At 63.9% G+C, this 23,016-nt stretch carries 15 protein-coding genes; 4 read left to right on the forward strand and 11 right to left on the reverse strand.

What is annotated here, in order from left to right:
- Nucleotides 1–25: 25 nt before the first annotated feature.
- A complete protein-coding gene (locus HU772_RS15960) occupies nucleotides 26–430 on the reverse strand; it encodes a TraR/DksA family transcriptional regulator (protein ID WP_186660472.1) in 405 nt (134 codons plus the stop codon).
- Nucleotides 431–806: 376 nt separating this feature from the next.
- On the opposite strand from HU772_RS15960, the gene HU772_RS15965 reads away from it, so the two are divergent.
- Nucleotides 807–5,351, forward strand: coding sequence for a DUF6543 domain-containing protein (locus tag HU772_RS15965; RefSeq protein ID WP_186660473.1), 4,545 nt, complete (start codon nucleotides 807–809; stop codon nucleotides 5,349–5,351).
- A 37-nt stretch (nucleotides 5,352–5,388) separates the two neighbouring features.
- Here the strand turns inward: HU772_RS15965 and HU772_RS15970 are convergent, their stop codons facing one another.
- The 8 genes from HU772_RS15970 to HU772_RS16005 all read right to left on the reverse strand — a co-directional run bounded on the left by HU772_RS15970 (nucleotide 5,389) and on the right by HU772_RS16005 (nucleotide 17,605).
- A complete protein-coding gene (locus tag HU772_RS15970) occupies nucleotides 5,389–6,162 on the reverse strand; it encodes an enoyl-CoA hydratase (RefSeq protein ID WP_186660474.1) in 774 nt (257 codons plus the stop codon).
- A gap of 13 nt (nucleotides 6,163–6,175) precedes the next feature.
- Entirely contained in the window at nucleotides 6,176–7,303 is a 1,128-nt protein-coding gene (locus HU772_RS15975; RefSeq protein ID WP_186660475.1) for an acyl-CoA dehydrogenase, read from the reverse strand.
- A gap of 8 nt (nucleotides 7,304–7,311) precedes the next feature.
- Nucleotides 7,312–8,505 (reverse strand): acetyl-CoA C-acyltransferase, encoded by a 1,194-nt coding sequence (locus HU772_RS15980; RefSeq protein WP_186660476.1) that lies wholly within the window; start codon nucleotides 8,503–8,505, stop codon nucleotides 7,312–7,314.
- A 12-nt stretch (nucleotides 8,506–8,517) separates the two neighbouring features.
- Complete coding sequence (locus tag HU772_RS15985; RefSeq protein WP_186660477.1) at nucleotides 8,518–9,285, reverse strand: SDR family NAD(P)-dependent oxidoreductase; 768 nt, start codon at nucleotides 9,283–9,285, stop codon at nucleotides 8,518–8,520.
- 12 nt (nucleotides 9,286–9,297) lie between these two features.
- A complete protein-coding gene (locus HU772_RS15990; RefSeq protein ID WP_186660478.1) occupies nucleotides 9,298–10,944 on the reverse strand; it encodes an AMP-binding protein in 1,647 nt (548 codons plus the stop codon).
- A gap of 175 nt (nucleotides 10,945–11,119) precedes the next feature.
- Complete coding sequence (locus tag HU772_RS15995) at nucleotides 11,120–15,514, reverse strand: NEL-type E3 ubiquitin ligase domain-containing protein (protein ID WP_186660479.1); 4,395 nt, start codon at nucleotides 15,512–15,514, stop codon at nucleotides 11,120–11,122.
- 96 nt (nucleotides 15,515–15,610) lie between these two features.
- Nucleotides 15,611–16,684 (reverse strand): AraC family transcriptional regulator, encoded by a 1,074-nt coding sequence (locus HU772_RS16000; protein ID WP_186660480.1) that lies wholly within the window; start codon nucleotides 16,682–16,684, stop codon nucleotides 15,611–15,613.
- A gap of 57 nt (nucleotides 16,685–16,741) precedes the next feature.
- Complete coding sequence (locus HU772_RS16005; RefSeq protein WP_186660481.1) at nucleotides 16,742–17,605, reverse strand: LysR substrate-binding domain-containing protein; 864 nt, start codon at nucleotides 17,603–17,605, stop codon at nucleotides 16,742–16,744.
- 114 nt (nucleotides 17,606–17,719) lie between these two features.
- Here HU772_RS16005 and HU772_RS16010 point away from each other — a divergent pair, with 114 nt between their 5' ends.
- Entirely contained in the window at nucleotides 17,720–18,826 is a 1,107-nt protein-coding gene (locus tag HU772_RS16010) for a 2-aminoethylphosphonate--pyruvate transaminase (RefSeq protein WP_186660483.1), read from the forward strand.
- 33 nt (nucleotides 18,827–18,859) lie between these two features.
- Nucleotides 18,860–19,687, forward strand: a complete 828-nt coding sequence (phnX, locus tag HU772_RS16015; protein ID WP_186660484.1) for a phosphonoacetaldehyde hydrolase — start codon at nucleotides 18,860–18,862, stop codon at nucleotides 19,685–19,687.
- Between the two features lie 127 nt (nucleotides 19,688–19,814).
- Here the strand turns inward: phnX and HU772_RS16020 are convergent, their stop codons facing one another.
- Entirely contained in the window at nucleotides 19,815–20,375 is a 561-nt protein-coding gene (locus HU772_RS16020) for an NADPH-dependent FMN reductase (RefSeq protein ID WP_186660485.1), read from the reverse strand.
- A gap of 157 nt (nucleotides 20,376–20,532) precedes the next feature.
- On the opposite strand from HU772_RS16020, the gene HU772_RS16025 reads away from it, so the two are divergent.
- Nucleotides 20,533–20,751 carry a hypothetical protein gene (locus HU772_RS16025; RefSeq protein WP_134692604.1) on the forward strand — a complete coding sequence of 73 codons (219 nt, stop codon included), beginning with the start codon at nucleotides 20,533–20,535 and terminating at the stop codon, nucleotides 20,749–20,751.
- On the opposite strand, the gene HU772_RS16030 is transcribed toward HU772_RS16025, so the two are convergent.
- On the reverse strand, nucleotides 20,735–22,966 hold the full coding sequence (locus HU772_RS16030; protein WP_186660486.1) for an Orn/Lys/Arg family decarboxylase: 2,232 nt from the start codon (nucleotides 22,964–22,966) through the stop codon (nucleotides 20,735–20,737). The genes HU772_RS16025 and HU772_RS16030 overlap by 17 nt on opposite strands.
- Nucleotides 22,967–23,016 lie beyond the last annotated feature (50 nt).

Here is a 23,016-nt window from a genome sequence, read left to right on the forward strand (position 1 = left end):
GTGGGGCCTTGCGCGGGACGCTGGATCAGATCTGCCGCTGGTGGCGGTCGAGCTGTTCGTGGCGCTCCTGGGCTTCGATGCAGTACTTGGTGGTCGGGCTGATCAGCAAGCGCTTCAGGCCGATCGGCTCACCACTGTCGTCACACCAGCCGAAGCTTTCGTCGGTGATGCGGTCTAGAGCCATCTCCAGCTGCGGCAGCAGGCGCTGGTCGCGGTCGATGGCATTGACCAGCCAGGTACGCTCTTCCTCGACCGACGCTACATCAGCCGGATCCGATGGGCTGTCCAGGCTTTCGATGGAGGTGCGGCTGAGTTCGATGCGCTCGTGGGTTTCTACTTTCATCGCTTGCAGCAGCGCGGTGAAGAATGCGAGCTGTTCGGCGTTCATGTAGTCATCGGCCGACATGGCCAGCAACTGTTCCTTGGTCATCGATTTCTCTATGAAAAAATGTGCATATGGGCGATTCGGGTGCCACCGGCGCTGCTGCGTCGGCGGCGGAATTCTTCAAGCGCCAACCGGCACTCTTTTACAGGGGGCGGCAGTCTAAGGTGCCAAGCGGCAGCGGGCAACAGAAATGACGGGGGATTTGACCGAAATGGCCAGGAATCCGCCCGCTGGTGCCCTATTGGCCTGGTGGCATGCGGTGGGTAGGCGCCTATGAGCAATATGCCGCAACAATAATCACCTCGACTGAACGGCCTCCTGCTCGGCGGTATCTCCAGCTCCGCCTGGGTAGTAGTCGGGTAGCGCACAACACCGGGCAAGACCGGGCTTGATGGGGGTCCTCCACTCACAGGCCAATGCCATGAACGACAACCTGCTGCAACACCTGGCTCAGTTCAGCCGCCTCGACTGCAAGGTCGCCAAGCGTTTCCAAAATCGCCCGACCTTACGGCAAACCGCCGAATACATGCTGCTCGAGCAATGGTCGCAACGCCATCTCGGCCGTCAACACGACCCACTGAACCTGTACCTGAGCAGCCACGACACACGGACCGAAAAGACCTTCGTGCGCCCCTTGGCCCAGGTACTGGTCGAACGCTATTGCCTGGGCCGGACGCTGAACCTGACGGAAGGTTCGGACACCCTCCTGCCGCACCAGAGCAGCGGTCAGGCCGGCACAGTGGACATTGACCTGCACGAAGTCGAAATGCTGATCAACGATGCCGGGCCTTTGCTGATCTCCGTCCACCAACAACAACTGGTGGCTTACTGGAGCTTGTTCGACAGTGCAGGCCAAACTCCTTGGCAATGGTTTGCCCGCTATTTGCGTAAGCAACTGCAGAGCGCCATCGAAGTGCACAAGAAGGCCGCAAGCCTGTCAGGCTATGCCCTGGCGACCGCCACGCTGGTGCAAGGTTATCCAGCCGCGAGCCAGCGCCGTGACTGGTCCAATGCCCAGGGGCTTGTCGTATCGAATCTGCAGGTCGACTACGCGAGCAACAGCAACCTTGATGTGGACCTGGCCAGCGCGGTGCTGATCGAACATGCCGATGGCGACCCGGCACGTGATCTGACCTTGGTCTTCACCCTGGCCGGCCGATTGTATGGCTTCGAGAGCCGCCAGGTATTGCTTGACTTCATTGCCCGTTTCCACGCCGAGACCACCCCGGACACCACCCTGCGAATCACCATTACACCCGCGGTGTCCGACGTCTTCGAGGAGCAGGCGTTGGGCCTGCTCAATCAGCAACTGCGCGTCATCGACACCCTCGCACAGCATTACCATGGCAAGTTTGAGGCCCTCTGGCTGAATCGTGACCTCGACCGTTTCACATCCATGATCGATCTGTGCAACGAAGCCGAAGCTGCTCAGCGCCAATCCCTTTCGACCCACCTACCGAATTGGTTGCAGCACGCCCCAAGCCGCCCGCTGATGCACTACAGCCAACTGCTGATCGAAGTCGCTCAACGCTACCAGGATGCCCAGGGACGATTCTGGCTGGACGGCGTGCCCACTGCCGAAGCCTTCGCCAACCAGCAACTGGCGCAACGCATGGCGACCGATCACCCTGGAGCAACCTGCAACCCCGAGCAGGTGCAGGTGATCAATCATCAGGTCACCGCGACGGCGGCCGCCTCGCAAGGCAGCCTGGTGACCAGTGGTGAAGAGCACCCTGTCGTCTTCACCTTGGCTCAGTTGGCCATCGGCAATTTGGGATTGCTCAGGCCGGGACGGGTGACGCTGTCATCGACCACCGCGCAGCCGTTGCCCAGCTGGATGACCGAGCACTACTTGCGCACGCTGGTCAGCGAACTCGATGTCGCAACGACCTACCCGGCCCTGCTGCGGCGCGAACTGCTGGACAATGCCGAGCAGCGCCAACAACGCGAACAGCTCTTGAAGGCGCAGCTTGAGGTGCAACTACCGGCACTGGTCATGGAGCTGCACCTGCAAGGCAAGATTCCCGACAGCAAGATGGCCGAGCATGTCAGCCAGCTCTTTTCACCCACCCCCACTGCCAAGGACCCCGAATGGGTCATGCGCAGGCTGGGCTTCATCAAGTCTCCCGGCTCGGCGGTCGACCACCCTCGCAACACCTGGCTGATCGAACGTTCAGCCCCCAACGCAGAGGCCTGCCTGTTGTATCGCCCCTTGCACGAGGACGCGCTGCTCTATTTCGAGGATCGCCTGGCCTTGTTCGTCGCCATCAGCACCCCCGGGCCACTCCAGGACGACCTGTTGCAACGCCTGCCGGCGGAGGACCGGCGCTTCTACGATCATGGCGGATTCCTTGAACCCCACCTGTTCGTCCCGCTCGAGGACACCAGTGCCGTGCCGTTCGGCACCCCGGCAGCGGTGAGCATCGCCGTCGAGCCCGCCGTGGACGAGCTGGCCCAAGCGCTCTACCTGGCCTGCGTGAATGAGTCCATCAGCCGTTTCGAGGCCCATTCGGCCAGCACCGCGCAAACCCGCTGGAACAGCTGGAAGGAACTGGGCTGGCTGCTGTTCAACACCTTGCTGCCCCTGGCTGGAAGCTCGCTGGGCAAAGTGGCCTGGCTGGCTCAGATGGAAATTGCCCTTGCCCAGTTCGTGGCGACCGACAGCGAGAACAGCCCTACCGAGCATCGCCTGGCCATGGTCGACTTGCTGACCAACATCGCCGTGCTGCTGTTCTCCCGCTCGCTGTTCCAACTCAGGCTGGAACAGCCCCTCGTGCCAGCGCCAGCAGTCGAGCCGCCGTCGCCTGCGCTGGTCGCCATACCTGCCCCGGAGGTGAGCACCACGCCAGACTGGACCCTGGACTTCTCCTGGTCTCGCCCCAACCGTACGCTCGGCCCGGCACTACGCCAGGAACTGGATCAACTGCAAGCGAGTGTGCCAGTCGCATCCCTGGGTACTCCGATACCGTCCGGCCGCTTCCAAGGACTGTACCTGCAGGGCACCAAGTTCTATGTGGCCCTCGACGGACACGCCTACGAAGTCACGGAGGATGCCACGTTGCAGCAGACACGTATCGTCGGCAAGGACCACGCGCAGGGCCCGCTGCTGCAGCGCAACGAGCTTGGCCATTGGCAACTCGATCTCAGGTTGGGCCTCAAGGGCGGCATGCCCCTGAAGGAGCGAGTCGTGCAACGGCAACTCGAAGCGCTGGGCGCCGTGTTCGAGATCAACAATGTGATTCAGGCCGAAAAGGCGACCTTCGCCGACAAGACCCGCGAGATGACCGCGATCGAAGGCCTGGCCAACATGCCCCTCGACGACAGCCGCCTGGCCTCGTGCCAGGACAAGATCAGCGTTCTGTCGCGTTTCTGGCAAGGCCACCTGGAACATCTGGTCACCCGCAATGGGTTGAAGCCGGTCAAGGATTTCAACACTGTCCACGCCTATGCCCTGCAACAGATCAGCTTCTGTGAACGGGTGCTGCACAAGATCCTGCACAAACGCTACCAACCACAACGCGCCCAACTACTGGAAATTGCCAAAGAACAAAAACAAGGCCAAGCGCTCACCGCGGCCGACGTGCAAATCGCCAGGACGCGCCTGGACCACCTGGAACCCTTGATCGAGCGAATGATCGAGAACAATGACGCCTTGCGAAAGTGTGTAAGCGAGTTGCGCAAACTCGCGAGCCCGCGCTTTGCCGACATCACCCGCTGGCTGAACCAGGCCAGCAGCGTCCCTGCGAGCGCGGAGAAAGGGCTGATCCTGCGCTTCCTGCGCCTTGAGAGCCTGGTCAACCGCCTGAGTCTGGTGCATGGCCTGGATGGGGAAGGTCCTTACTGGCTGGATCGCCTGTGGGACAATCTCGAACTGGGTATCGCCCAGCGCGCCAAACTCTATGCCCTGCCGCAAGCCGACGAGGAAGTCAGCGCCCGACTGTTGCTCAGCATCAAGGGGCACCTGGAAGCCGCCAAACGACAACTGGGCAACCTTACCGAGGAGATTCACGACGACGCGGCGTTGCAGACGATCCAGGTGCTGCACGCTCAGCTTGACGGCGTGCTCTCCGATATTGCCAGCGACCTCGCCGAACTCCCGGACTACCCGCCAATTAGCACCTTGGGCCAACTGCGCAAGAAGGTACCCGGGCTGATCGAAACCATCGAAGGCGATGTGTTGCTGGGCAACCCTCGGGCGGAGGACGCCACCACTGTCGACGTGCCTGGGCCGGACAACAAGACCCGCGCCCGTACCTATCGACTCAAGCAAGGCAACTGGGTCGAGGTCAAGCCTGCCACGGCCCAGGTCACGCCAAGCCAGCGTAGCCTGAAACGTTTGCTCAAAGACAGCGCGCCCCTCATGAGCAAGGCTCGCGCCGAATTGGAGAGCATGCGCCGAGCCAGCGCCAACTACCTGCCGGTAGAGATCGAAGAGGCCATCCTCCATCAACGTGACCGCTTGCAGGGCCAGATTGATGCCATCGAGGCGCGTCTGACCGATGACAACGAAACTGACGAGGCCGCCGGAGGACTGGATGCAGAAGGGACGGTCAAGGACCTGCGCACCCTGGCCAATGAGCTGAAAACCCAGGCGAGCACCCTACGTGTCAACGCCGCCCTGACGCAGAAACCGCGCATGGCCGAAGTCCAGTTTCTACTCGCGCAGGGTGAGGTGCAGGTGGCAAAAGTCGGTACGCGAACGCGCCTGGCCAAGATAAAGGGGCGCCCCGCCGACTTCCTCGACGAATACAGTGTCAGCCATGCTGGCAGCGTGTTGTGGTATGCCCATTTCCACTATGCGGCAATGGACACCGCCGAGGTCAACTTCACCGCTGGGCACCTCAAGACCCTCGCCCAACGTCATGCGGCCGGCCAACGGGTAACCGACGCCAATGGCACGGTCACGGAGGTCTATCGAGCACCGATCACCAGCGCGGCAGCCAGCGCGCATTTCTTCAACCTGTAACCGCCTGGGGCGCTGAGCAGTCAGCGCCCCATCGGTTTTAGCGATCCTTGAATTGCGCCTCACGCTTGGCAATGAAGGCGGCCATGCCTTCCTTCTGGTCCTCGGTGGCGAACGCTGCGTGGAACACTCGGCGCTCGAAGCGTACCCCCTCGCTGAGGGTGACCTCGAAGGCGCGATTGACGCTCTCCTTGACCATCATGCTCACCGGGATCGACTTGCCGGCGATGGTGGCGGCCACCTTCAACGCCTCTTCGACCAGTTCGGCCTGCGGCACGATACGCGCCACCAGACCGGCGCGCTCGGCCTCCTCGGCGCCCATCAGGCGGCCGGTCAGGCACAGCTCCATGGCCTTAGCCTTGCCCACCGCGCGCGTCAGACGCTGGGTACCACCCATGCCTGGCAACACGCCCAGGTTGATTTCCGGCTGGCCGAACTTGGCGTTGTCGGCGGCCAGGATGAAGTCGCACATCATCGCCAGCTCGCAACCACCGCCCAGGGCAAAGCCGGACACCGCCGCGATGATCGGCTTGCGCCGGTTGGCGATGCGGTCGGCGTCGCTGAACAGGTCGTCGACGTAGATCTGCGGGTATTGCAGCTCGGCCATTTCCTTGATGTCGGCGCCGGCGGCGAAGGCCTTGGCGGAACCGGTCAGCACCACGCAGCCGATGTTCGGGTCACGCTCGAGCTGGTCCAGGGCCTGGTTGATCTCGCCGACGATCTGCGCGTTCAGGGCGTTGAGCGCCTGGGGGCGGTTGAGGGTGATCAGGCCGACCTTGCCGTGGATATCCAACAGGATGGTTTCGAATGCCATGCAGACTGCTCCTTCAAAGATTGCGCGCAATGACCATGCGCTGAATGTCGCTGGTGCCTTCGTAGATCTGGCAGACCCGCACATCGCGGTAGATCCGCTCCAGCGGGAAGTCGCTCAGATAGCCATAACCGCCCAGGGTCTGCAAGGCATCCGAACAGACCTTTTCGGCCATTTCCGAGGCGAACAGCTTGGCCATCGACGCCTCCACCAACGCCGGGCGCCCGGCATCGCGCAAGGCCGCGGCGTGCAGCACCATCTGCCGGGCGACGGCGATCTTGGTCGCCATGTCGGCCAGGCGGAACGCCACCGCCTGGTGCTCGATCAAGGGTTTGCCGAAGGTTTGCCGCTCGTTGGCGTAGTCGCGTGCCGCCTCGAAGGCGGCGCGGGCCATGCCCACCGACTGCGAGGCGATGCCGATGCGTCCACCTTCGAGGTTGGCCAGGGCGATCTTGTAGCCCTGCCCTTCCTCGCCCAGGCGGTTGGCCAGCGGCACCCGCACATTGTCGAAGACGATCTGGCAAGTGTCGGAGGCATGCTGGCCAAGCTTGTCCTCGACCCGCGCCACCTGATAACCCGGCGAGTCGGTGGACACGATAAAGGCCGTGATGCCGCGCTTGCCGGCGTCCGGGTCGGTGACGGCGAACACGATGACCACCCCGGCATTCTGCCCCGAGGTGATGAACTGCTTGCTGCCGTTGAGCACGTAGTGGTCGCCATCAAGGCGGGCGCGGGTCTTCAGGCTGCTGGCGTCGGAACCGGCCTGGGGTTCGGTCAGGGCGAAGGCGCCGAGCATCGCGCCGCTGGCCAATGGCGCCAGAAACTGCTGTTTCTGCGCCTCGCTGCCGAACTTCAAGATCGGCACGCAGCCCACCGAGTTGTGCACGCTCATGATGGTCGAGCAGGCGCCGTCGCCAGCGGCGATCTCTTCCAGGGCCATGGCATAGGCCACATAGCCAGTGTCACTCCCCCCATACTGCTCCGGCACCAGCATGCCGAACAGGCCGAGGTCGGCCATCTCGGCGATCGCCTCCTTGGGGAAGCGGTGCTCCTTGTCCCATTGCTCGGCAAACGGCTTCAAGCGCTCCTGGGCAAAGTCGCGCACCGCGTCGGCGATCTGTTGTTGCTCTTCAGTTACCAGCATGGTTCACCTCAGTACAGGCACTCGACCGCCATGGCAGTCGCCTCGCCACCGCCGATGCAGATGGCGGCCACCCCACGACGCAGGTTGTTCTGGCGCAGGGCCGACAGCAAGGTCACCAGGATGCGCGCGCCCGAGGCGCCGATCGGATGGCCCAGGGCACAGGCGCCACCGTGGATGTTCACTTTGTCATGGGGCAGGTCGAGCTGCTTCATCGCCGCCAGGGTGACCACGGCGAAGGCCTCGTTGATCTCGAACAGGTCGACGTCGGACAGCGACCAGCCGGTGCGCTTCATCAGCTTGTCGATGGCGCCGATCGGCGCGGTGGGGAACAAGGCTGGCGCGTCGGCGAAGGCCGCGTGGCCATGGATCACGGCCAGCGGCTTGAGGCCGCGTTTCTCGGCCTCGGAGCGGCGCATCAGCACCAGTGCCGCGGCGCCATCGGAGATGGAGCTGGAGTTGGCGGCAGTGACGGTGCCGCCTTCGCGGAAGGCCGGCTTGAGTTGCGGGATCTTGTCCAGGCGTGCCTTGGGCGGCTGCTCGTCATCCTTGATGAGGCGCTTTTCCTTGCCCTCGGTCACCTCGACCGGAACGATCTCTGCGGCGAAGCGGCCGCTGTTGATCGCATCCTGGGCGCGGGTCAGCGAGGCGATGGCAAAGTCGTCCTGGGCCTGGCGGCTGAAATCGCCCTGCTGCGCGCAGTCCTCGGCGAAGGTGCCCATCAGGCGCCCCTTGTCGTAGGCATCTTCCAGACCGTCCATGAACATGTGGTCGATGATCTTGCCGTGGCCCATGCGGTAGCCGCCACGGGCCTTGTCCAGCAGATAGGGAGCGTTGGTCATGCTCTCCATACCGCCGGCGACGATCACCTCGGCACTGCCGGCCAGCAGTTGGTCATGGGCCATGATGGCTGCCTGCATGCCCGAACCGCACATCTTGTTCAGGGTGGTGCAGGTGGTGTGCTTGTCCAGGCCGGCGCCCAGGGCGGCCTGGCGTGCCGGTGCCTGGCCCTGCCCGGCGGGCAGCACGCAGCCGAACAGCACCTGTTCGACACTGCTGGCGTCGATGCCGGCGCGCTCGACGGCCGCGCGGATCGCCGCACTGCCCAACTGCGCCGCGGTCAGGCTCTTGAGGTCGCCCTGCAGGCCGCCCATGGGCGTGCGCACGGCGCTGACGATAACGATGGGGTCATTGGCGAGGGTCATGTCGTGATCTCCTTATTTGGCAGCCATGCGCAACGCGCCGTCGAGGCGGATCACCTCGCCGTTGAGCATGCTGTTCTCGATGATATGGCGGGCGAGCGCTGCGTACTCCTGCGGCCGGCCCAGGCGTGGCGGGAACGGCACGCCGGCGGACAGCGAGGCGCGCACTTCGTCGGTCATGCCCGCCATCATGGGGGTTTCGAAAATGCCGGGAGCGATGGTCATCACCCGAATGCCGAAACGCGCCAGCTCACGGGCGGCCGGCAAGGTCAGGCTAGCGATGGCGCCCTTCGAGGCAGCATAGGCGGCCTGGCCGATCTGTCCGTCATAGGCGGCAATGGAGGCGGTATTGATGATCACGCCGCGCTCACCACCTTCGTCGGCCTGCCCTTCGGCCATGGCCGCGGCAGCCAGGCGCAGTAGGTTGAAGCTGCCGATCAGGTTGACGTTGATGACCTTGGCGAAACTGCCCAGGGCATGCGGGCCGTTCTTGCCCAGGACCTTCTCGGCGCCGACGATGCCGGCACAGTTGACCAGCCCGTGCAGGCTGCCAAAGGCGCTGACGGCGGCATCGACCGCCGCCTTGGCGGCTTGTTCGTCGCTGATGTCGGCCACGGCGAAACGGGCATTGGCGCCCAGCTCGCTTGCCTTGGCCTCGACGGCGGCGGCGTTCAGGTCGACCAGCATGACCTTGGCGCCGGCCTCGATGAGCATCTGCGCGGTGGCGGCGCCCAGGCCCGAGGCCGCGCCGCTGACGATGAAGTTTCGGTTGTGGATGAGCATGATGGGCTTCCTTCAGGCGCCTGCAGCGATCGGCTGCGCGGCTTGTTGTCGGGCGATTTCCTGGTTGCGCAGGATGAAGCGTTGCAGCTTGCCGCTCGGGGTCTTGGGCAGCTCGCCGACGAATTCGATTTCACGCGGGTAGGCGTGGGCGTAGAGGCGCTGGCGCACGTGCTGGCGCAGGGTTTCCTCAAGTTCGGCGCTGCCCAGGTAACCCTGGGCCAGCACCACGAAGGCCTTGATCAGCTCGGTGCGTTCTGAGTCGGGTTTGCCGATCACCGCCGCCTCGACCACCGCCGGGTGCTCGATCAACGCGCTTTCCACATCGAACGGGCCGACCCGGTAACCCGAGGTGGTGATCACATCGTCGCTGCGACCGACGAAGCTAATGCTGCCGTCCTGATTGAGTTCGACGGTGTCGCCGGACAGGTAGTAACTGCCAACGAACGCCTTGGTCGGCAGCCCGTGGTAACCGGCGAACCAGCACAGCGGCGAGTGCTCGCGGTCCACCGCGAGGATGCCGGGCTGGCCGACAGGCAGTTCGTTGCCCTGCTCGTCCACCACGACGATGCGGTGGCCGGGAATGGCGAAACCAGCCGAGCCCAGGTGCACCGGGTGCGCCAGCGCATGGTGGTTGCACAGCACCATGCCCAGCTCGGTCTGGCCGTAATGGTCATGGATAGTCACACCGAGCTCATCGGCGAACCAGCGGATCACTTCCGGATTGAGCGGTTCACCGGCACTGCTGACCACCCGCAGGCGTCCCTTGATCGGCGCCGAGAACACGTTACCTGCCGCGATCAGTAGGCGATAGGCCGTCGGCGAGCCTGCCAGGTTGGTGATGCCCAGCTTGTCGATGACCCGCGCACAGCTTTCGACGCTGAACGGGCCGTCGTAGAAGGTGGTGGCGTGGCCCAGTGACAAGGGGCCGGTGACAGCATAGTAGAGGCCATAGGCCCAGCCGGGGTCGGCCAGGTTCCAGAAGTTGTCGTCCGGACGCAGGCCGATGGCATCGCGCATGTAGCCCTGGAACGCGACCATGGCGCGCAGCGGCACTTCCAGCGGCTTGGCCGGGCCAGTGGTGCCCGAAGTGAACATCAGCAGGAAAGGATCGTTGCCGCTACGCATCACTGGCGCACATTCGCTGGCAGCGGACTCGAGGCTGCGGTGGAAATCCAGCTCACCCTCGGCGGCACTAACCGTGACGACAGTCGGACAGTCCGCCACCTCATCGAGCTTGGGCCGGTTGTGGCGGTCGGTGACCACCACCCTGGCGTGGGACTGCTCGAGACGGTGCTCGATGGCCTTGGGCCCGAAGGCGGTGAACAGTGGCTGGTAGACCGCACCCAGGCGCCAGGTGGCCAGGATGGTCACCAGCAATTCGGGGGTACGCGGCATGAGCCCGGCGACCCGGTCGCCGGCCTCGACGCCCTGGGTCTTGAGCACGTTGGCAAAGCGTGCGGCCAGGGCCTGCAGTTGATCGAAGGTGTAGCGCCCGCTGTTGCCATCCCGGTCTTCCCAGACCAGGGCGGGCTTGCCGCTGCCAGTATGGCGGTCACAACACTCGACACAGGCGTTGAGGGACTCGAGGTTGCCATGCAGCGCCGCAGCGGCGGCCCGGGCATGGTCGAACGCACGAGCGGCCTCGGCGTAATCGCGCATCGTCGGACTCCTGGTTTGTTGTTTTTGGAGTGGGACCATCGGTCCGACGATGTTCGCGCCGCTCAAGCACGGCGGCAATGGCCAAAGCTGTCAATCTGGATGACCGGTTTGGCCGCTGGGCGCTCACAGATTTCTGCTCACGCCGTTTGCCAATCAAACGCGAGCCAGACTGTTTCTAGCCTGCCTGTAGCAGTTCAATGGTCAACAGCATCTTCAATCGCTGCACCTGCGCGGCATGGCCATTGCCCAGCACCACCCACTGTTCGCCCCACCCCTCTTCGCCAATCTCCAGTTCTGCGCCCCTGGAGGCGAAATCATCATCGATCGCGTCAAACTCATCGCGATGTTGCACCCTGAGCAAGTCACTCCAGAAATCCAGACCGCTCAGGTACTCAGCCTGCGCATGGATGGTTTCTCTAGCCCTTACATGCGCGCGCGCATCGTCGATGACGGTGGGCTCAACATGACCCAACCTCTCATACCGCATCGATGCAGGCTGCCCCGGAAGCTCCAGCTCCTCCGTCAGCTTGATGCGGATGTACAGACTCACTTCGACCTCGTCGAGCGAAGGCTCCGCTACTTTGCGCTCGGCAATGTACTCATTGATGAAGATCTCCAGCTGCTTCAGGCGGAACAACCCCAGGCCCAACGTGAGCAGCCCTGCCTGTTCATCCCCTTGCCCATGGTACGCCCTGATCTTCAGCAGATGCAGGTACAGCTCACTGAACCGGTTGGCGACACTGTCATCGCAGGTGGTCGCTTCACGGGCCATGGCGAAGAAGGTGCTGGCCATCTCCCGATCAGAATCCATCACGTCGAGCAATTCCCAGACGCGCGAGGTCAACTCGGCACGGTGCGTCGCATTGCTGTAATCGGTGGTGTGCTCCAGATCGCCCAACAGGTTTTTCAACCTGTTGCTGCGCGCATCGGCGAACAGCCGGTCCCAGCGCGGCCCGCGCACCTGCTCCTGGTCCGCGGCGACCCAGGCCGCGCGCTCGGCAAGCCGCTGGACATTGGCGGCCTGGCCGGGATGGGCAAGATGCGGAGGATGCGCATAGAGCCGGGTGAGTTGTTCCAGCGGGATGGGATTGCCGTCCAACTCGATCGCCGAGCGAAACGGATACGGCATCTCCAATATGTTGTCGGGCACAGAAGACAGGTTGTTCGAGCGCAGGTCGACACGGCAAAGCATGCCGCACTGCTCAATGCCTTGCGGCCAATTCAGCAGCCCACAATCCGACAGCCGCAAGCGTACCAACGCCGGCACCTGGTCAAAGCGCAGTATCATCCTGCGCAATGGATTGAGGCTCAGGTCAAGCTCCTGCAGATTGGTCAAGGCCGCAAGCGCGTCGCTTACCTGCGCAGTGAAGCGGATGCGGTTGCCAGTCAGCCTCAGACGCTCCAAAGTCGCCAGATGCCGCAAACCGGTCGGCACAGTCGCCAGGTTGTTATAGGACATATTCAGCCGCCGTAGACGGCCGAAACAACTGAAGAAGGAATCGGGCACGGCCCGCAACGGGGTATTGACCATGACCAAGGTCGTGATGTGATCAAAATCGATACCGGCATCCAACTCGGGCAGGCTGGTTACGGTGGAACCGCTCAAGTCCAGCACGAAACCTCGGTGCCCGCTCTCCTGATCCTCCGTAAGCAATCGGCGCCAGGCCGTATGCAGCCGGTACATGAACTGGCGACGCGCTGGCCGTTCTCTTTCCCGCGCCTCGTCAACCCAGCTGTCCAGCGCCCCCGCCAGCAACCGGAAGTTATTCTCTTCGGACTCCAAGGCGGCCAGGGGCTCTTCAGTGTCGAGGATACGGTCCAGATGGACATCTATCTGCGCGGGCGTGCCCCCACTGTAAAGCGCCGCCAGCCGCCGTCGAATGAAACGCCGCGTGCCGCCTTCCTTGGACACCAGCCCTCCCATCAGATAGCCCACGCGGCCATCGGGCAGGCGCTGGCCGGGGTTGAACCAGCCTTCTTGCTGACGCCAGCCAAACAGCGCCAGCAACTTGTGCCGCTCCTCGGGTAGCGTATCGATGACCAACTGCCGCAGCTTGGCAGCCTGTTCGGCGTCACCCAATGCCAGGGTATTGCGCTGCTCGATGCTCAACCAGAAGTTGATGGCCTCGAAGAAATCATTGGTGTCGGCAGTCTGTCCTACATATTCATCGCCTTGGTGGTCATACAGCTGGAACTGGCCATCGTTGTTCACCAGGATCATTCGCGTGTCGTCGCTCGGTACATGGGCATTGATCACGGCTTGCAAGCGCCCCCGCCAGGAACCCTGGCGTAGCTCCAGGCGTGGCCGGGCCGGCCAGTTAGGCACGCGCGCCAGCAGGAATGGCACGATTTCGCTGGTGACGTCATTGTAGGCGTTGCGTAATACCAATCCCTGCTGGGCATGGCACAGCCTAGCCAGTTGCAGCAATGAGCGCGCCCGTGTCGTCACCGACAACGGCAAGCGCCGCCGCAGTTCGATTTCATCTCGCTCAGCCACGCTCAAGGTGCCGGTCAAATCGGTGGCGTAGTCGGCGGTCAGCCCCGGAAACTGGCTCACGATCAACCGCGTGGCACGGTCCTCGGCGGGCTCCACGGCGGTCAGATGGCCGAACAGGCCTTGGCGCAGCTCGCCTTCGAACACCAGCATGTTCACCCGCTCCCGATCCTCGCCCACACCGGCCATTTCCGGCCGCTGCCGGCACCAGTCCAGCAGTTGTGTGTCTTCGATCTCCTGCCCGGCGTGCCTGACCGAAGCAAAGAACCTGTCGATGCGATCATTGGCTTCGAAATAGCGCAAGGTCTCGCGCAGGTTGGCAGGCAAGGCACGGTTATCCACGAGGATGCCACGCAACTCCTCCACATCGCTGCAGGCAACGCGCAACAGCAGCTGCGCACGTGGCAGGTCGAGTGGGTGCTGCTGCGGCCACAGCCGTCCCAGCATCCGCGCCGGGTCATGCCAACTGATGGGGGCCTCGTCCGGCAGCTGCCACAGGCGCTCGGTGTTGCGCACCACCACCGGCCCATAGGCTGTGGCCCGCCGTGGATGCAGCAAGCGCCAAGGCCCGTTCTGCCGAGGCTGATGAACCTCATAGTACTCATCATCGACCTTAATCCAACGGCGTTCTTCCAGCCGATAAAGGCCGTCTTCGCCCAGCTCCGCCCCCTCTGGCAAGGTCGAGCGATAGACTTGCCTGTCGTTGTTCCACAGGCGCAGCGTGCCGTCGTCGAGGCGCACCGACTCAAGCCCGTCGACGAACGCACTGCGGGTGAAGTGCCGCACGACACTCCCGACGCCCACCGCGACGCCGGTGGTGACCGCCACCGCGGCGACCGTCTCGGCTACGTTCAAGGCATGCCCGAGGGCCTCATGATCATGCCCCTTGGCCCAATCCGAGACGCCTTCGTACACCTGACCACAAACCTGCACCACCAGTTGTGCCAGCATCACCGCGCCAACAGCTGGGATGAAAAAGCCCGCCAGGGCAGCCACATCCCAACCCATGGAGCGCCACAGCTGCCAACGCTCACGACTGGCGGCGGCATCGGCTTGCGCGACGGGAACCAGCATGAGCTTCGCGTCTTCCTCGACGCGGGTGATTTGTGCGTAGGCCCAACGCTCGAATATATGGCCGCGCCCCGTACGGCCTTTAAGCTCCAGGTCCGGTTGCGCATCTTGCAGGCGCAATTGCAAGGTGGAGAAGAACGCGCTGCGATCCTGCACGCCGATCAATTGAATGAGTGCGCCAAGGGCCTCCTTTTGCCTGAGTTTCTCTACCCACGCCGTCACACAGTCCTGCTTGGATCCATACCAGCGCAAAGGTTCGCCACGGTCGCTGGGTATGTAGACGACCACGCCCTTGTCACTGTCGTCATCACCGCGCAGTTGCACGAACAGAGCGTCATGGACGAGCGTACCTAACATGGACAGCAACCCAGGGTAGGCGGTGATCTTGGCGTCGGTGGTGCCGATGGTGGCGTGCTCCAACGCAGCCTTGACGTCGCCGTCGATGATGTTCTTCAGATAGGCAACGTGAACAGCCAGCAAGAAACCAGCTTGCTTGTCGTTGATCAACAACGCGGCGTTATGCCTGAACGTGTCCTTTAGCAGCGTCTGGTATTGCGCCCCGACGTCCAGCGTGCGACAGCGCTTGATGAACGTCGTCAGGTCACCGGAAATGATCGTCGAGGTACCGCGCAGCGCCAGCCCGCTGCCCTCCAATGGCGTGGCGCCCTCGGCAAAACCTTGCATCAGGCGTTGCAGCCCAGGCTCCACCCGATAGGCGTCCTCCATATGCGGCGTCGAGGCCCCCTGGATGCTCCTGACCTTGGTCCGCCAATCCAGATCCTCGAGTTTCACATTGACGGGCAACAGGCTCGCCAGGCCCGCGGCAAATGCCTGGGTGGCGAACATTTTCACCGGCAGAGCACTCGCCGTGGCCGCACTGAGCGCATCCTGAGTGGCCTGGTGCCTGGCCATCAAGGTCTTCAAGTGGCCGATGTCTTCGGCGCTGGCATCCTTGAGCCACTGCGGCAGGCGCTTGTGGATGAACGCGTCGATGATCTTTTCCATCGCCTGCGGATCCGCGCTCCTGCGCGTACTGCCTTGTTCTGTATTCCTTTGCATGGGTGTCCCTTGATCCTGTTTACGGGAGGGACACTGTTTCATTCAACGCGCAGGCAGGTCAGAGGGAACCTTGGCATCGGCAGCGCTGGTCGACGCCACACGAGCGCCGCGTGCCTGGACCAATGCCCGATAATGGCCCGGGTTGCAACCGAACCATTTGCGAAAGGCCTTGTAGAACGAGCTGCTGTCGGCGAACCCCAAGCGCAGGGCGATCTCGCCCATCGCCAGCTCGGCCTCGCCCAGCCAGACAGTCGCCAGTTCACGCCTCACGCTGTCCTTCAAGCCCTGGTAGGTCTGCCCTTCTTCTGCCAGGCGTCGGCGCAAGGTCGAGGCTGACAGGCACAGCTGGCGCGCCAGGGCCTCGCCATCCGGCCAGTGGCCGGGGTCCAGCTGTAGCAGGTCATTGCGCACCCGCCGGCCCAGGCTGGCCGGATCGCGGTACCTGACCAGGATGTTGCCGGGCGCTTCGGCGAGAAACCGTTGCAGTTCCTCCGCCGTGCGCCGTAATGGCGCGTCCAGGCCATCAGCCGCGAGGATCATCCGCGTGCGGGGGCGATCGAACTGCAGGTTCTGCGAGAACATCACCCGGTAGTCATCGCAGAACGGCGGCTCGGCGCAGCGCAGCTCGATCGCCAGGATCGGAATGCGCCGCCCAGCCAGCCAACAGGCCACGCCGTGGACGATCATCCAGAAGGTGAAGTAGGTGAACGCGCGGCGCGGCGTGTCGCGCGGCTCGTTGATGACGATCTCGGCCAGGCTCTGCTGGCGCACCAGGCTCGGCTGCAAGTCTTCGAGCATCAGCGACAGGAAGGCCAACGCCGTCTCCAGCCCGGCGGCCAAGGTCGGTTGGGCCATGCTCGCCCGACACAGGAACGCCAGGCTGCCACTGCGCAGGCCACGCGGGTCCATGGCGAAGAACTCGTCGTTGCAACGCCGCGCCAACAGCCGCCAGAGCCGGGCATAGGACTCGGCGCTGACCCGCGCCTCGGGCAGGTGCAGTTGCTCGACCGCGATGCCGGCGCGAGCGAGCAGGCCAGAGTCAGGCTCGCCGTGCGGGCAGGTCTGCGCCAGCGCCTCGCGCACCAGTTGCATGGAGATGGTGTCTTTTTCGCTCATCGTGGGTCTCGCCGGCTCAGTGCCGGCCATCTTAGGCCGAGGCATCGAAAACAACCATCACAGGCCAACCGCCAGGCCCAGGAACGCCTGGATCAGACGCAGTTCGCGGCGCCGTTCCAGACACCCGACCATATGCTGGTTGACCAACCCGGCACCGCCCAGCGGACGCGCCACTATCCGTGGATCATGGGCCACCTCGGTGGACGACACCACGCCAATGCCCAACTCGGCCGCCACCGCCTCGGTGACCGCTTCACGGCTGTCCAGTTCCAACAGCACCCGCGGCTGTACCCCGGCCTCGGCGCACGCCTTGTCGAAGGTACGGCGCGTGGTCGAGGTGGGCTCGCGCAGTACCATGATCTGCTTGTCCAGTGCCGCCAGCGGCAAAACGCCGGCCGCCTCGGCCCAGGCATGCCCTGCTGGCAGCAAGGCGCACAAATGGGACTCACACAAGCTTTGCAGGTGCAGCCCCTTGCGCGCCTCGATCTCGGTCAGCACCGCCACATCGGCATGTTCGGACAACAACGCGGCCAAGGTTTCCTGGGCGTTGCCCAGGCGCAAGTTGACGGTGATCCCAGGGTAACGCTCGCGCAACTGCGCCAGCATCGGCATGACCCGGTGCGGCCCGTCAGCGGCCACTTCCAGGCGCCCGGTAAGCAATTGCCGATTGGCCTCGAGCATCGCCTGGGCCTCTTCGGCCAGGCTGAACATCGCCCGAGTGATGGCGGCCAGGCGCGTGCCCTCCTCGGTCAGCTCGACACGCCGCGCGGTCCGCCGCAGCAGGGTGATCTGGTAATGCTCCTCCAGCGCCTTGACGTGCCCGGTGACCGCCGGCTGGCTGATGAACAGCCGCTCGGCGGCGCGGGTGAAGCTGCCCTCGCGGGCGACGGCATCGAAGGCACGGAGCTGGAACAGGTTCATATCTATCGGCCTGACTTATGACTGGCATATCTACAAACAATTTGATTGATGAATCGGTGAATTGCAACCTAGCCCCCATAGTTTTCCAGCCCACCGCCTGTGAGGAACCACGGAATGAGCAACGCCCCGATCCTGCTGACCCCCGGCCCCCTGACCACTTCGCTGCGCACCCGCCAGGCCATGCTTGTGGACTGGGGCTCCTGGGACCGCGACTTCAACCAGCTGACCGCCAGCGTGTGCGAGCAACTACTGGCGATCATCGACGGCACCGCCAGCCACCACTGCGTGCCACTGCAAGGCAGCGGCACCTTCGCCGTGGAAGCGGCCATCGGCACCTTGGTGCCGCGTGACGGCAAGGTGCTGGTGCTGATCAACGGCGCCTACGGCCAGCGCCTGGCGAAGATCTGCAAAGTACTGGGCCGCGCCTACAGCACCTTCGCAACCGCCGAGGACCAACCGACCACCGCCGCCGACGTCGACCGCCTGCTGGCCGCCGACCCGGGTGTCACCCACGTGGCGCTGATCCACTGCGAGACCAGCACCGGCATCCTCAACCCGCTGCCCGAGATCGCCCAGGTGATCCAGCGCCACGACAAGCGCCTGATCATCGACGCCATGAGCTCGTTCGGCGCATTGCCCATTGATGCCCGGCAGATTCCGTTCGAGGCGCTGATCGCTGCCTCCGGCAAGTGCCTGGAAGGCGTGCCGGGCATGGGCTTCGTCTTCGCCGAGAAAACCGCCCTGGCCGCCGCCGAGGGTAACGCCCACTCGCTGGCCATGGACCTGCACGACCAGCACGCCTACATGGCCAAGACCGGCCAATGGCGCTTCACACCGCCGACCCACGTAGTCGCCGCCCTGCACGAAGCGCTGCAGCAATACAACGAAGAAGGTGGCCTGCCCGCCCGCCACCAGCGCTATGCCGACAACTGCAGGACCTTGCTCGACGGTATGGCCAAGATCGGCCTGCGCAGCTTCCTGCCCGCCGAGATCCAGGCGCCGATCATTGTCACCTTCCACGCGCCGAACGATCCGCGCTATCAGTTCAAGGACTTCTACGAACGGGTCAAGGCCAAGGGCTTCATCCTCTACCCTGGCAAGCTGACCCAGGTCGAGACCTTCCGCGTCGGCTGCATCGGCGTGGTCGGCGCGGCTGGCATGCAGGCCGCCGTGGACGCCGTGGCCGAGGTGCTGCGGGAAATGGAAGTACTGGACATCTGACCCCTGCCTACCCAATTCAAGGAAATTGCGCACATGAACTACAGCAACCCTACCCAGCTGCAAGCCGCCATCCTCGACTGGGCCGGCACCGTGGTCGACTTCGGCTCGTTCGCCCCCACGCAGATCTTCGTCGAAGCCTTCGCCGAGTTTGACGTGCAGGTGTCCATCGAGGAGGCCCGTGGCCCGATGGGCATGGGCAAGTGGGACCATATCCGCACCCTGTGCGATGTGCCGGAAATCGCCGAGCGCTACCGCAAGGTGTTCGGTCGCATCCCCACCGACGACGATGTCACCGCCATCTACGAGCGCTTCATGCCGCTGCAGATCGAAAAGATCGCCGTGCACTCGGCGTTGATTCCCGGGGCGCTGGACACCTTGACCGGGCTGCGCAAGGACGGCCTGAAGATCGGTTCGTGCTCGGGCTACCCGAAAGTGGTGATGGACAAGGTGGTAGAGCTGGCCGCGCAGAACGGCTACGTAGCCGACCATGTGGTGGCCACCGACGAGACGCCGAACGGCCGCCCGTGGCCGGCCCAGGCGCTGGCCAACGTGATTGCACTGGGCATCGATGACGTAGCCGCCTGCGTGAAGGTCGACGACACCGTGCCGGGGATTCTCGAAGGCCGCCGCGCCGGGATGTGGACTGTGGCGCTGGTGTGTTCGGGTAATGCCCTGGGGCTGACCTGGGAAGGTTACCGGGCGCTGAGCGCGGAGAAACTGGAAAGCGAACGCCAGCGGATTCACGCGTTGTTCGCCAGTTCGCGACCGCACTACCTGATCGACACCATCAATGAGTTGCCCGAGGTGATTGCCGATATCAACCGGCGGCTGGCCAAGGGCGAGATGCCGCAGGCGTCCTGACGGATCGGTGTCGGTTTCTTCGCGGGCAAGCCCGCTCCCACAGGGCTTGCGCTGTCCTCAGGCCTGGCGCTTTACCTGTGGGAGCGGGTTTACCCGCGAAGGCGTCAGGAAAGGCAACCGAGCACCATCAGACCGCCCGGTTCAGCTTCACCCAGGACGCGAACCGGTCGATAAACCCCTGCAGGAACGGCCGGGTCTTGTCGTTCAACTTGCCACTGTCATCGAACAGCGTCGCCGCGCCGCCGATATAGGCCTCTGGCATCTGCATGCAGGGCATGTCGAGAAACACCAGCGACTGACGCAGCGCATGGTTGGCGCCAAAGCCACCGATCGCTCCCGGCGACACACTGGCCACCGCCGCTGGCTTGCCACTCCACACGCTCTGCCCGTAGGGTCGCGAACCGACGTCGATGGCATTCTTCAGCCCCCCAGGCACCGAACGGTTGTACTCCGGCGTCACGAACAGCACCGCGTCACTACGGCGGATCTCGTCACGAAAGCGCTTCCACGCCTCAGGGGCACCCGAGGCCTCGACATCCTCGTTGTACAACGGCAGGTCGCCGATCTCGACGATCCTCAGGGCAAGGCTGGACGGCGCCAGCTCGGCCAGCGCGTGGGCCACCTTGCGGTTGTAGGAGTCCTTGCGCAGGCTGCCGACGACAACCGCTACCGAATAGACCTGGCTCATGGCGTTTTGCAACCTCTACTGGGGATTGGGACCTAGTAGTTATAGATGACCGTTCCTCGGCCCCCTGGTTTTTTTCTGTCCACCGGTAAACTTCCCGAGCGATTCGCTGGTCTATGGGTACAGACATTTCCTACACGATTCAGAGGTTTCCACCTAAATGGCAGCAGTAATGGTCGGCCAGTTCCACGCCCGCGACGCCGAAGGCCGTATCTACCCCGTGCACGAGTTCCAGGAATCGACCCTGCAGGCCGACGGCAGCACCCTGGGCGCGCCGATCACCAGCTACCGGCTGGCCATCGGTGATCGCGTCAACCACCTGGGCGAAGACCGCTTCGAACTGGCCCAAACCGGCGTCGAAATCATTCGCATTCCTTGATGCAGTCCACCGTGTACAACTGCCCTTCGCGCTGCAGGCCGTGCACATCGGCGAGAAAGCCCGGGAAGCCTTGATCGAAGGCACGGGCGCAGGCCAGGTAGTCGAGGATCGCCCGGGTCGTCTCGGTAAAGCGTTCGCCCGGCATGATCAATGCGATACCCGGCGGATACGGCACCAGCATCACCGCCGACACGCGGCCGAGCAGGTGCTCGATCGGCACTGCCTCAACTTCCCCGCGAACCATCTGGTCATAGGCGCTTGCCGGGGTCATCGCCACCTCGGGCAACACCGTGAACACCCGCTTGAGCTGTCGTGCACTGGCATTGCCCTGGTAAAAGCCATGCAACTGCGCGCACAACTCGCGCAAACCCAGGCCCTGGTAGCGCGACGGCTGCTCCGCCAGCACACTGGGCAGGCATTCGCCCAGCGGCGTGTTGCCGTCGTAGTGGCGCTTGAACTCCAGCAACTCGGTCAGCAAGGTGCTCCACTTACCCTTGGTGATGCCCATCGAGAACAGCACCAGGAAGCTGTAGAACCCGGTCTTTTCCACCACCAGCCCACGCTCCCAGAGAAACTTGCTGACCACCGTCGCCGGAATACCGTGCTCGTCGCTCGCCGGCATTACCAACGTGACCTTGAGCGGATCAAGCAGTACATAGTCGTCCCCCACCTCGGAGAAGCCGTGCCAGGGCGCGGTGCTGCGCAGTAACCAGTCCGACGCCTGCAGGCCCTGACTGCCCTCCACCACCGGCGGCTGCCAGATGCTGAACCACCAGTCATCGGCGGCGATATGCTCGCGCAGGTTGGCCAGGGCGCGACGAAAGCTCAGGGCCTCGTCGAACATCTCCTGCAACAGCGAACGCCCTGCCGGGCCCTCCATCATCGCCGAGGCCACGTCCAGCGAGGCAAGGATGCTGTACTGCGGCGAAGTGGAGATATGCATCATGAAGGCTTCGTTGAAACGGTCACGGTCCAACTGGCGTTGGGCGCCGTCCTGCACGTGGATCATTGAGGCCTGGCTGAAGGCAGCCAGCAGCTTGTGGGTGGAATGGGTGCTGAACAGCAGTGGGTCGGTGGCCGCGCGCTGCGTGCCCATGGCATAGCGATCGATGAAAAACTCATGGAAGGCCGCATAGGCGAACCAGGCTTCGTCGAAATGCAGCACCTCGACACTGGCGCCGAGCAGTTGCTTGATCAGCCCAGCGTGATAGCACAGCCCGTCGTAGGTGGAATTGGTGACCACCGCCAGGCGGATCTTCGCCGGACGCCCCTGGGCCAGGGGGTGGGCCTGGATCTTCGCCTGGATCGAGGCAGGGCTGAACTCACTGAGCGGGATCGGCCCGATGATGCCCAGCTCGTTGCGCTCCGGGCGCAGGTAGATGGGGAGGGCGCCGGTCATGATGATCGCGTGGACCACCGACTTGTGGCAGTTGCGGTCCACCAGTACCAGGTCATCGCGACCGACCATGGCATGCCAGACGATCTTGTTGGCGGTGGAGGTGCCGTTGATGACGAAGAAGGTATGGTCGGCGCCAAAGTTGCGCGCCGCCCGGGCTTCAGCGGCGGCCAGGGGCCCGGTGTGGTCGAGCAGCGAACCCAGTTCCGGCACCGAGACCGACAGGTCCGAACGCAGGGTGTTTTCGCCGAAGAACTGGTGAAAGGCCTGCCCCACCGGGCTCTTGCGGTAGGCCACGCCGCCGCCGTGGCCCGGGGTGTGCCAGGAATAATTGGATTGCGCGGTGTGCTGCACCAAGGCCTTGAAGAACGGCGGCAACAAGCCGTCGAGGTAGTTGTGCGCCGCCCGCGCCACCTGGCGGGCGAGAAACGGCACGGTGTCTTCGAACAGGTAGAGAATCCCGCGCAGCTGGTTGAGCTCGCCCATCGCCTCGGCCGGGGCATTTTCCAGGGTGACCTGCTCGCCCAGGGCGAAGATCGGCAGGTTGGGCGCGCGCAGGCGGGCCAGACGGATCAGCTCGGCCATGTTCTGCAACAGGCGGCTGTTGTCGCCGACGCCCTCGGCGGCGATCAGCATGCAGGCCAGGCCATGGTGGGTGGCAGCCACCAGGCGCGCTTCGGCCTGGTCGGCGGCGGCGAGGATGGCGAAACCGTCCTGGGCCAATTCATCGGCGATGCCACGCACCCGCTCGCCGGCGACGCTGTCGGCCTTGATGGCCCGGTGAACGATGAGGATCGGGAACTTGAGGTCCTTGTACATCCGGCGGCTACCTCTACGGGTAATTTCCCTCAGGGTAGTTGAGGCTGGTG

This window comes from Pseudomonas xantholysinigenes, from assembly GCF_014268885.2.
Taxonomy (GTDB): Bacteria; Pseudomonadota; Gammaproteobacteria; order Pseudomonadales; family Pseudomonadaceae; genus Aquipseudomonas; species Aquipseudomonas xantholysinigenes.

Coding starts and splice junctions, on each gene's coding strand:
- HU772_RS15975 (WP_186660475.1), bottom strand. CDS start 7,303: ATGCTGGTAACTGAAGAGCAACAACAGATCGCCGACGCGGTGCGCGAC.
- HU772_RS16010 (WP_186660483.1), top strand. CDS start 17,720: ATGAGCAACGCCCCGATCCTGCTGACCCCCGGCCCCCTGACCACTTCG.
- HU772_RS15995 (WP_186660479.1), bottom strand. CDS start 15,514: ATGGAAAAGATCATCGACGCGTTCATCCACAAGCGCCTGCCGCAGTGG.
- HU772_RS15980 (WP_186660476.1), bottom strand. CDS start 8,505: ATGACCCTCGCCAATGACCCCATCGTTATCGTCAGCGCCGTGCGCACG.
- HU772_RS16030 (WP_186660486.1), bottom strand. CDS start 22,966: ATGTACAAGGACCTCAAGTTCCCGATCCTCATCGTTCACCGGGCCATC.
- HU772_RS16005 (WP_186660481.1), bottom strand. CDS start 17,605: ATGAACCTGTTCCAGCTCCGTGCCTTCGATGCCGTCGCCCGCGAGGGC.
- HU772_RS16025 (WP_134692604.1), top strand. CDS start 20,533: ATGGCAGCAGTAATGGTCGGCCAGTTCCACGCCCGCGACGCCGAAGGC.
- HU772_RS16000 (WP_186660480.1), bottom strand. CDS start 16,684: ATGAGCGAAAAAGACACCATCTCCATGCAACTGGTGCGCGAGGCGCTG.
- HU772_RS15985 (WP_186660477.1), bottom strand. CDS start 9,285: ATGCTCATCCACAACCGAAACTTCATCGTCAGCGGCGCGGCCTCGGGC.
- HU772_RS15970 (WP_186660474.1), bottom strand. CDS start 6,162: ATGGCATTCGAAACCATCCTGTTGGATATCCACGGCAAGGTCGGCCTG.
- HU772_RS16020 (WP_186660485.1), bottom strand. CDS start 20,375: ATGAGCCAGGTCTATTCGGTAGCGGTTGTCGTCGGCAGCCTGCGCAAG.
- HU772_RS15965 (WP_186660473.1), top strand. CDS start 807: ATGAACGACAACCTGCTGCAACACCTGGCTCAGTTCAGCCGCCTCGAC.
- HU772_RS15960 (WP_186660472.1), bottom strand. CDS start 430: ATGACCAAGGAACAGTTGCTGGCCATGTCGGCCGATGACTACATGAAC.
- HU772_RS15990 (WP_186660478.1), bottom strand. CDS start 10,944: ATGCGCGATTACGCCGAGGCCGCTCGTGCGTTCGACCATGCCCGGGCC.
- phnX (WP_186660484.1), top strand. CDS start 18,860: ATGAACTACAGCAACCCTACCCAGCTGCAAGCCGCCATCCTCGACTGG.